At 38.4% G+C, this 8,100-nt stretch carries 3 protein-coding genes; all 3 read left to right on the top strand.

The genetic code is table 11. From position 1 onward, the window contains the following. The first annotated feature begins 269 nt into the window (after positions 1 to 269). The 3 genes from PSR9079_RS23195 (at position 270) to PSR9079_RS23185 (ending at position 7,976) form a co-directional block, all read left to right on the top strand. A complete protein-coding gene (locus PSR9079_RS23195; protein ID WP_149983431.1) occupies positions 270 to 1,358 on the top strand; it encodes a DUF6516 family protein in 1,089 nt (362 codons plus the stop codon). 313 nt (positions 1,359 to 1,671) lie between these two features. Next, on the top strand, positions 1,672 to 6,519 hold the full coding sequence (locus tag PSR9079_RS23190; RefSeq protein WP_149983430.1) for an AAA domain-containing protein: 4,848 nt from the start codon (positions 1,672 to 1,674) through the stop codon (positions 6,517 to 6,519). Beyond that, entirely contained in the window at positions 6,516 to 7,976 is a 1,461-nt protein-coding gene (locus PSR9079_RS23185) for a hypothetical protein (protein WP_149983429.1), read from the top strand. Before PSR9079_RS23190 ends, PSR9079_RS23185 begins: the two co-directional genes overlap by 4 nt. The last annotated feature ends 124 nt before the right edge of the window (positions 7,977 to 8,100 follow it).

Genomic DNA, 8,100 nt, shown 5'->3' with positions numbered 1-8,100 from the left:
CTCTCGCGATTTAGCCCTTGCCATTCGCTAGTAGTTATCGTTTAATAACAGTATGTTATTTAAACGGTGATCTTCCTACAGAGGACTTTCACCTCATAAGTCAATGCCCATGTCGGGCGTACACAAGTCGCTCAAGAGGGAAAATTTACAGTTGGCTGTTTTCACTCCGTTCAACATTTTAGCCAACAATAAATTTCCCCTTAGCGGGGCGTTAGCTTTTTATGGGATATCGTGAACTTGTGGAATCTGTTTAGTAGGGACGAAGGCAATTGAAACCATTCAAATACATCTATGATCCAGCTATTTTGGCTATCGATATGGGCCTATCGGGTAAAGAAGCTGATTTATCGACAAAAATGTACGGTTCCGTTTTAGTGAAAAAACAACCGTTTTTGGGTATTCCACTACCTGATATTTCTTATTTAAAACCTCTTATTGAATCCGCTGATCTATCAGGTTTATACAAGAATGGTGATGACTTTAGTATTTGTGCATTTTATAAGCATGACGAATACTTTCCAATAGCTCGTTCCTATTATATCCAATTTAAGTCACAAGCCGATTGTGAGATTATTGCTCACCACATGAGGCCACAGGGTCCACGCTTAGAGTATATATGTGACCTAACAATTTTCTCCTTTACTGAGCATTCATCATATGAGCAAAGAGTTGATGAATTTTTTGAAAGAATTAAAGATAAATCTGCAGGGTTTAAGGGGTTGTTTGACGGTAGAAAAGAGAGCACAACAACTGAAAGCGCAATGTACCTTAGCAGTAATGGATGCATGGTTTGTGGAGAGGATAAAGAGCAATTATTTAGTACCACAGTGACTGGAGATAAAGGTGTTTTATTTGGGTTTGATCTCTGCAGTACTCACGCTGAAGAGTGCAAATTATCAAACTCAAATCTAGAATACTTAAGCTCAGTTTTTGGTGTGGCAGCTCCTTTCGTTAAGAAGGATCTTCCCCGCAAAGAAGTACTTAACATGGTTTCTGACATGTTAGTCAACGACTTTGAATGTCGCATTGATAAAATCGAAAACAATACAATCACCGCTTATCGAAATAAAACAGGATTTAAATTAGTGTTCAGGCTCACATCAGAGCTAAATTACGGTTATATGATTTACCAACCGGGCAGAAAGAAAGATGTAGCAAGGTTTGATTCTGCAAATCACCATGACGTAGATTATGGACCAGATCATCTTCATAGAAACCTTAAAAATAAGAAATTAAAGCCTGAATCATCTTTTACTACCGGTTTTCCTGTCATAGATAAAGTGACACTCAAAAAAGTATTAGATGAGCAAGAATCAGGGTATGCAAAAGCTAACAAGCCAAGTCAGTCGGATTCGTAACATTGGCGCTTTTTCTCACCCGCTACGCGGGCAAAAAGTCCGCCAATGCTACTCACAGCTGCTTGGGGCGTTAGCTTTTCAGAGGATTCTTCCTAGTCCAGTCTTCGTAGATGGATTCTATCCATCTACGTGTGAGTTAGTAGGCTACTTTGGCGATCATGTTTTATGGTACAAGGTTTGAGACCAGTTAAGACTATAAAAGCTTATTTTTAAATTTTCAGGGGGCTCATGTTAGAGCTTTTCCCTCCTTGTTGCATGTTTCTCATAATAACAAACTTTAGAATATTTATTCTTGAGGATAGAAGGTCAAATAATGAAAATACAATGTTTAGACCCACTAGGGATAAACGGCTATGAAAGAGAAGCGAACGAAAGGCTTGAGGCTACTTTACCTAACAATTGGAAAGGTTATTCATCCCTAGAGATGAGGGGAAGACAAAGTGGAGAGTTTGAAGGCGATTTAATTCTCGTAACCCATGACCGAATAATAAGCGTTGAATTTAAAAAGTGGTCAGGAAAAATCTTTTCTAAAAATGGCAAGTGGGTAGTACAGTTTCCTGATGGGCGAGAGGAGCATCGAAGTAATGGTGTGCGCCAAGCTAGGAGGTCGGCTCAAGTATTAGCGACTAAATTAAAAGAGCGCTTAAGTAACAGGTTTGTACCTTGGGTTGATCACTGTGTGGTCTTATGTGGAACCGCTGGTAAAGAGGACCTACATTCTGATGAACAAGACTATGTATTCACGTTAGAGGAGTTCTCTAAAATAGGCGAAGACAAAGTCTATAATAAGTATTTCAAAAATGATGTATCATGGATGATAAAGCGAAAAGAGGATGCTCCTAATAAAAACTTACAACAATGGGATAAAATCTTTTCTAGTAATAGTGCCGATTTCAAAGCAAAAAATTACTCTGCTAATAATTATGTCTTAAAAGGCCAGCCTCTATTCCAGCATAGAGATGGGTTATATTCTGAATACAACAGCCAACGTTCTGATAATCATAACTATAAAGCGCTGATGCGCAGATGGAATTTCACCTCTCCTTGTATCGTTGAGCATGCTAGAACTCCAGAACAAAGATCTTTAATAGCTCGCAGAGAAAGTGATGTGCTTGGCTATATAGCAAGCCAAGATGAAGAACTCAAGGATACATATCTTCGATTAGAGTATATACCTAGCGAGTTATCTTCTGATTTTGTTGAATTGTATGAATGGCCAAATAAAAAAGAACGCCTAGATACATTTGTGAGAAAGAACAGTGCAAAGCTTACTGAAGAAAATAGACTCAACCTAATTCAAGCTCTCGTAAGTCGTTTAGCTAGCCTTCATGATATTGACGTAGCACACCGCGACCTCGGCAATCACAGTATCTGGGTATCTTTACCAAGTAAGGTTGTATTGTCTAATTTCCTAACGGCAACCTATCCAGACCCGAAAAATAAAACAGTGTCTAACATTCGTAAAATTCTTCAGCACAACCAGATTTCTACACCTGAAGAGTTGTACGGTGATTCTGACGGTACACATTTTACTCGTGATGTATATTTAGCTACAGCTGCATGTCACTATATTGCGTTCGGCAAGTCGCCTGTAAAAGAAGATGGCATTTACCTCTGGGAACCAATTAAAGATAATTCAATATGCCAACTGCTCGGGAAATGGTTTGAAAGGGGTTTAGAGCTTGAAGCTTCTGCTCGTTTTAAAGACCTGCGAGAAGCTCTTACTGAGCTTAATAAACTATTGAATGTAGGTGAGTCTGATGGTGAAGATAAACTAGGCCTGTTAGCAAACTTTCACTCTTCAAAAAATATCTATGTTGATTTTGGAGGCACTAGCCCGGTAAGGATAGACGGGACATTCAATTTCTTAAAAGCTATCGACGATTCATTTGGCCTGAAAGCTTGGTTTGGGGTGAGCGACGTGTCAGCTGATGGCGGTGTTAATAGTCAGCTACTGTCATTTTTTAATAGGCTAGAGATTAGAAAAAATGCAGATATAAAGTGCCTTCCCAAAATCATTGACTATGGCTTAAACCCACAAATGACCTGTGCCTTTTTCCAGTTTGAGTGGATAAAAGGGAGAACCTGGAAGCAGTTTGTTGAGTCTCAAAAAATTGATGATCCTACTTTACAGATCAAACAGTTGCTATCGTCACTAATTGAATTGCATTCAGCAAACATTCGTCATGGTGATATACACCCCGAAAACATCATTGTCAGTGATAACGGTTTGGTGTTTATCGATATCATCGAACTAGATGAAAGTAGATATACGCCTACTTACTCTCCTGATAATCACGAAAATATTCCTACGGCAAGTATAGATCGTTACGCTGTTGTGAAGATAATTAGTGAATTGGCAGTATCTAAACAGTTAACTCATTTGAATAACTATGTAAATCAACTGTGCAAACTTCCTGAAATATCAAGCCAAGAAATTATAAAGCTGCATGATGAGTTAGAGGGCATTATTAGTCCCCCACCTCTCAAGCTAGTAAATAACTTTAAGATTTATCATAAAAACCTTCAGAATAGGCAGAGCGGGTTTTTGTCTGATGATGGTAAGTACTACCTAGATCTAGAAATAAATAAAGGCAATAACGGTGATTTAGTTTCTGTTCGAATCACAGGCGTGAAACATCGCTTGAGTATGCTTATTCATCCAGAAAAGAAATTTATTGTTTCAGCTAAATTTGATGAGATTAGACACAACGATTTCATCAGTAACAAGAAAAGATCAACCTTCGAGCTAAGTGGAGATATTAATTTTTGCGAGTCTGAGGGTGAAAGCTCTGAAGTTTTTTTTGATGAAATACTTGAAAGCCCGGTATACCAAGAACTTTGTAAAGATGTTGCAAGCTCGGAGGGAAGTAATTCTAATCAGGGGACAATAGCGTCAACTAACATAAAAGGCTCCAAAGTAACGGATGTAAGAGATGTTTGGAAAGCTCTTGTTGAAACCGAACATGAAAGTAACCCAAGAGTTGAAATATCTACAGACCCGAGAATTCAGGGAGATAAGTATACGTTTCAATATACTAGCGAAGGTGCTTCTTTAGACTTTAACTTAAATACAGAACGTGTTTTTGTGTATGCAGAGAGGCATGGAGAGCTGCGAAGAATAGGAACTCTCGTTGATATTGGTCCAAATTCGATGGCAATAAACATTCGGGGTAAAGCGAGAGTTGAGCAGGGTGATACTTTGGTTCTTGAAGGTGCATTGACGGCATCATCATTAAATAAAAGGAAGTTAGCGACGGAGAACTTGGTTAACAACAGAAGTGTTATCCGTAATATTGCAGATTACTTCTCCCCAGGAGTAGCCGTTGAACCAAATGAACTATCAGAGCCAACTGATGCTGAGTTAGATTCTTACACTGAGTTAGACTCTAGTGGGAAGGTAATCTTTAAGCTAAATGAACAGCAGCGAGAAGCTTTCAAAGGCTTGTATAAATATGGCCCGGTAAGCTTACTTCAAGGTCCTCCGGGCACCGGTAAAACGGCATTTATTGGTTCTTTCATCCATTACTGTATTTCTAATGGTGCTAGAAGGGTGCTATTGGTCAGTCAATCTCACGAAGCTGTCAATAATGCCACTGAGAAAGTTAGGTCATTATTCGGACGGAATAACACCGAAATAGATATCGTTCGTCTTGGTGATCAGCATGTACTTTCGGAACAGCTCGACGATGTAGGAGAGAAGGCGCTCCAAGAACACTATAGAGATAGATTTAAAGCTGAATACGAAGAACGTATTACTAGGGTCGCACGAGAGTTAGGCATTGATGAAGAGTTTACAAAAGTAGCCACTGAATTTGAGAGGTCATTTGGTAAGCAATTAGACCGTATACTTTCACGCATGAAGGACACGGATAGTGACATCGCAGGCGCTTTAGTGAATCAGATCGAAGGATTAAACAAAAAATTGCTGGAATTCTTTTCCCGGAAAGCAGGTATGGATCTGAACCTAGGCGATATCGAGCTTGCTTACTATAGAGAGTATATTTATTCGGCACTGGCGAGACACTATGAAATTTTCTCTGGTGATTTATTGTCAAAATTCAAAAATATTGTCTCTATTTCAAATGAGTGGCTGAGCGTTATGGCTTCTAGCCAATCGCAATTCCAAAACTTCTTATCAAAGACACGTACTTTAGTATGCGGAACTTGTGTTGGAATAGGACGTAACCACTATGGGATTCAAGAGAACATTTATGATTTGGTAGTTATTGATGAAGCCGCTAGATCGCCAGCAAGTGAACTTGCCATTGCAATGCAGGTAGGGCGCAAAGTCCTTTTAGTTGGGGACCATAAGCAACTCCCTCCATTATTTGATGATGAGCATATAAAGGCAGCAAAAAGGATCTTACCAACAGTTAGCACTGATGAGTTCAAGCGCAGTGATTTTGAAAGAGCATTTCTGTCTAGTTATGGAAAGACTGTAGGGCGTTTCCTTAAAATTCAATATCGAATGATACCGGCTGTAGGAAACCTAGTATCGGAATGTTTTTACTCAGAAGAAGGTGGTTTAGAAACTGGTAGGGGTGCAACGGAAAAAGCTTATCTAGAGCTATTTGAAGAGGTATGTACGCCAGTGACTTGGATTGACACTAGTAAAGCTACAAGTAAATCTTTTGAGTCTAAACCAACTGCTAAGAATGCAAACCAGAAAAGTTATGTCAATAGATATGAGTCTGAAATTATATTGGAGTTGCTGAGTAAGCTAGTCTCTCATGAGAATGCTGAATCGCTCCTCATCGAAGATGATGAGCCTAAGCTTGGCATCATTTGTATGTATGGTGAACAAGTTAGGCATCTAATTCGCGAGATCAATGGCGTTGCCTGGGCTCGAACATTACTAGAAAAAGGAATCATAAAGGTAGACACGATCGATAGTTATCAAGGTAAAGAAAACGATATTATTATTGTTTCTTTGGTCAGAAGTAACTCAAGCGGTAGGCAAGGTCATGTTTCTTCAGAGAATCGAGCAAACGTAGCACTTTCCCGAGCTAAGGAAGCTTTGTTCATAATTGGTAATTCGGATATGTGGAAGAGTCATAATGAAGGCTCTGCGCTTGGACGAGTATTTAAGTATATTTCAGGACATAACGGAAAAGAGTACTCGGTTGTAAATTCACAACTTCTGGAGGCCAAAAAATGAAAATTCAAATAAGTAAGGTTTGCTTTGGCTTACCAATGAAGTCTTTTTTTGTGGATTATACTGTTAGTAAGAAGCGCGAGTTACCAGTTGTTAAAGAGTTTGTAATTAGACTTATTTATTCATTGACTTCTACTAGCATGGAAACTATTCAGGATTACTTTGGTTTCACGAGCAAAGAAATGCTGGCTATTGTTGATGATTTACAAGAAGAGAATTTAATTGAGTGGGAATCTGGAAAGATAAAACTTACGTACTATGCGATGAGTAAGTTTACAGAAGAGGATGGGAATTTAAGACCTACCTTTTTTGAAGTAACTGACGAAGCATCTCCAGTCGAGTTTGAATTATATAGTTTCCGAATGCTGTCTACTGATGTGAGACGTTCTGGTTCTCAGGATTTTAGTGTATCACTCAACTTGCCAGACGAATGCTACCGAAATTTATTGGGTAAAGCTCAAAATTCTTTCGATACAAACTTCAATTTATTTAGAGAGGTTGTATTGAAAGAGGATGTTTTTTCAGAGGTAAAAGATCTGTACAAAATAAATCAAGTTTCAGATAGGTTTGACTCAACACTCCCGCTTGAGGTCGAGTATTTTGTAGATACCGAATCACCTAACATTTTGAAAATGAAATATGTTTCAAATACTGTTGATGACTGGGATGAGGACAAAGCAATGTTTTCACTCATGGACGCTACTATTCAAGCTGGTACGGAAAAAGATTTGTATGAAAGTTTCAACGAGTACCTTGAGGTATCGAATGATCCACTGCTAGTTCAGTATTGGGATGATGCTGCTAGAACACTCAATATTAAGGCTATAGTTAATCATTATGAAAATGGACTAACCAAACTAAATGACGACACATTTATGCTACTTGGTAATTTTTATACCGAGAGAAATCGAGACATCCTAACGAGTCGACTTAAGGTAGTATTTGAAGATAAACCAGATAACTCTGGTTTGATTTGGCTAACCAATACCGAATCTAAAACGTGGGGAAAAACTACTGATTTAAGTAAATTAGTAGATGAAGTTTATAGTTTCTTCGACAAAAGGAAGAAAACGTCAAAAGTAGTTTTAGGTATGGCTTGTGAGAGTTATCAGGAGTCGATGACCCTAAAGAATAATTTTTGGAAGCTATCTGATGCTGAACTAATGGATTTACCTGCTAGATTTGGCGGTGAAAATGCGGAATTTATGATTATTCCCGGCCTAATGGTTGCAAGTTTGTTCCATGCACAACTAGATGATAAACGTGATATTTCATTCCCTGTAGGTTATGTGAGCTTTGAACCAAATTTCATTACTGAAGTTTCCAACAAGCTTTTGGATTGGACAACGCTTCAACCTAATTACAATGACTACTTTGATAAGAAAGGTATAAAGGAAGAGCAAAAAGTTCGGAATAAAATCTTTATGCCAATACTTCAGCAAATTCAGTCGACCAGCTAACACATATGAGCCTTAACTCTGTCAATAGGCAATAGAGTTCTTTTTGACCGTTTTTATAAATTGACGGTCAATTCTAAACCAATAAACAAATTCGTTTACTTCGTCTGTCGATGCGGCTGTTAAG

This window comes from Pseudoalteromonas rhizosphaerae (assembly GCF_902498845.1).
In the GTDB taxonomy this organism is placed as follows: Bacteria; Pseudomonadota; Gammaproteobacteria; order Enterobacterales; family Alteromonadaceae; genus Pseudoalteromonas; species Pseudoalteromonas rhizosphaerae.
The sequence above is the reverse complement of the archived record's forward strand: the minus strand, read 5'-3'. Positions and strand labels throughout refer to the sequence as shown.

Coding starts and splice junctions, on each gene's coding strand:
- PSR9079_RS23190 (WP_149983430.1), top strand. CDS start 1,672: ATGAAAATACAATGTTTAGACCCACTAGGGATAAACGGCTATGAAAGA.
- PSR9079_RS23185 (WP_149983429.1), top strand. CDS start 6,516: ATGAAAATTCAAATAAGTAAGGTTTGCTTTGGCTTACCAATGAAGTCT.